At 76.4% G+C, this 2,259-nt stretch carries 2 protein-coding genes; both read right to left on the bottom strand.

The window, feature by feature from the left end:
• On the bottom strand, positions 1-1,282 hold a 1,282-nt coding region (locus G3I53_RS28130), incomplete at its 3' end, for an O-antigen ligase family protein (protein ID WP_164438914.1).
• 5 nt (positions 1,283-1,287) lie between these two features.
• Positions 1,288-2,259, bottom strand: a 972-nt coding sequence (locus tag G3I53_RS28125) for an exopolysaccharide biosynthesis polyprenyl glycosylphosphotransferase (RefSeq protein WP_164438913.1), incomplete at its 5' end; no start/stop codon positions are given.

Raw genomic sequence — 2,259 nt, 5'->3', positions numbered from 1 at the left:
TGGCGCCGGCCAGCGCCCACCAGGCCGCCAGGCCCAGGCACACCGCCGTCAGCACGGTCGACGGGCCACCGATGTCCGCGTAGGAGAAGTCCGTCAGCAGCCGGACCAGCAGCCCGCACGCCACCAGACCGCAGTCCAGGCCGGGCCCGCCGGACCGGCGCGCCCGCCACACGCCCCGCACCGCGCAGCCCAGCAGGGCCAGCCAGCCGCCGGCCAGTGCGAGCAGCCCGATCAGCCCCTGCTCGGCGAGGACCAGCAGGTACATGTTGTGCGGGGACAGCAGCGGCTGCCTGCGGAACGCCGCGCCCGCGCCCTCCGTGTCGCTGCCCGAGGACAGCGCGAGGGAGGCGTGCGAGTCCCGGTGTTCCGGGAAACCCTTCAACCCGACGCCCGTCAACGGCTGTTCGCGCCACATCCCGGCCGCGGCCGCCCACATCGTGTACCGGTCGGTCACCGACTGGTCCGGCGTGTCGGTGACCCGGGTGATGCTGCCGACGCGCTCCTGCAGCATCGACTGGCCCACCCCGAACCCGCCGGCCAGGACGACCGCCACCGCGGCGACCACCGCCCCCGCCGCCAGCGCCCGCCGCAGTCCGGCGAGCAGCAACTGCACCGTGCACGCCACCGCCGTCGCGATCCACGCCCCCCGGCTGAACGACAGGGCCAGCGGCGGCAGCAGCACCAGCACGAACCCGGCGGCCACCAGCCGTTCCCGCAGCGGTGCCCGGCCCAGGGCCAGCCCGAGGGCGCACACCAGCCCCAGCGACACCACCGTCGCCATGCCCATCACGTCCTGCGCGCCGAACGTGCCCACCGCCCGCACCGGCTGACCCTGGTAGGAGGCGCCGGTCCGGGTCACGTACTGGTGCACCCCGACCGCGCCCTGCCACACCGCCAGCCCGACCAGCGCCCACGCGGGCAGCCGGAAGTCCCGCCGGTCGCGGATCAGCAGCAGCACGGCCAGCGGCACCAGCACGAACACCTGGAGGTAGCGGCCGAGCCCGGAGAGCCCGGCGGCCGGTGACACCGCGGTGACCGCGGCCAGGGCCAGGGCCACCACCGGAAGCCCGAACACCACGGCCGCCGTGCGTGGCAGGGGCCGCCGCCGGCCCCGCAGCAGCCGGACCGCGCAGTACACCACCACCAGCGCGGACAGCGCGTCGGCGGGGCCCGGCCCGCCGCCGCCAGGGCCGAGCGGCAGGGCCAGGACGACGACCACCGCCACCACGGGCAGCACCGGTGTGACGCCCTGCGCGCGGGGCGCGGGCACCGGGAGGGTCATGGTGGTCAGCTCCCCGTCGGCCGGACGAGCGTGGCGGCGGTGCGCAGCAGGATGCAGACGTCCTGCCACAGCGACCAGGTGTCGATGTAGGCGTTGTCGAACCGCGCCCGGTCCTCGATCGAGGTGTCCCCGCGCAGCCCGTGCACCTGCGCGAGCCCGGTGATGCCGGTGCGCATCCGGTGCCGGGCCGCGTAGCCGGGGTAGGTCTGGCTGAACTGGGCGACGAAGTACGGCCGTTCGGGGCGCGGGCCGACCAGGCTCATGTCGCCGCGCAGGACGTTCCACAGCTGGAGCAGCTCGTCGAGGGAGGTGCGGCGCAGGAAGCGGCAGAACCACGGCATCCGGCGTTCGTCGGCCACGCTCCACCGGGTCGCCGCCTCGTGCGCGTCGACCGGCCGGTGGGTGCGGAACTTCAGCAGCGTGAAGGGCCGGCCGTCCCGCCCGATCCGCTCCTGCCGGAACACCACCCCCGGTCCGCCCGTCGCGCGCAGCACCGCCGCGCACACCAGCAGCAGCGGGCTGACCAGCAGCAGCAGCGCGGCGGACACCGTCACGTCCAGCGCCCGCTTGCCGGCCCCGTCCGGGCGGGCGGAGCCCGGGAACAGGCGGCGGCAGGAGAACCCGGCGAGCCGCTCCGGGGGGCCCTGCGACGGCTGGTCCGTGTCGACCTCGCGGACGGCGCAGCCCGACTCGTCCAGCGCCCGCAGCAGCGGTGCCTGCCGCAGCCGTACCGAGGGGTGCACGACGAGGACCTCCCGCACCCCGTTCTGGATCAGGGCGCGTTCGACCTCCTCCCCGGTGGTCAGCACGGGCAGCCCGGCGACACCGTCCGGGTCCTCCGAGACGATCCCCACCGGCCGCACCCCGCACGCCGGATGGCGGAGCAGGGCCGCGGCCACCCGCCGGGCCACCGGCGCCGGACCCACGACGAGCGCGGCGTGCGGCCGGTGCAGCAGCCGGACCCGCCGCCGCCGGTG

The organism is Streptomyces sp. SID14436 (genome assembly GCF_010548465.1).
Taxonomy (GTDB): Bacteria; Actinomycetota; Actinomycetes; order Streptomycetales; family Streptomycetaceae; genus Streptomyces.
Note: the sequence above shows the minus strand (reverse complement) of the source record. Positions and strands in the feature narration are given on the sequence as shown.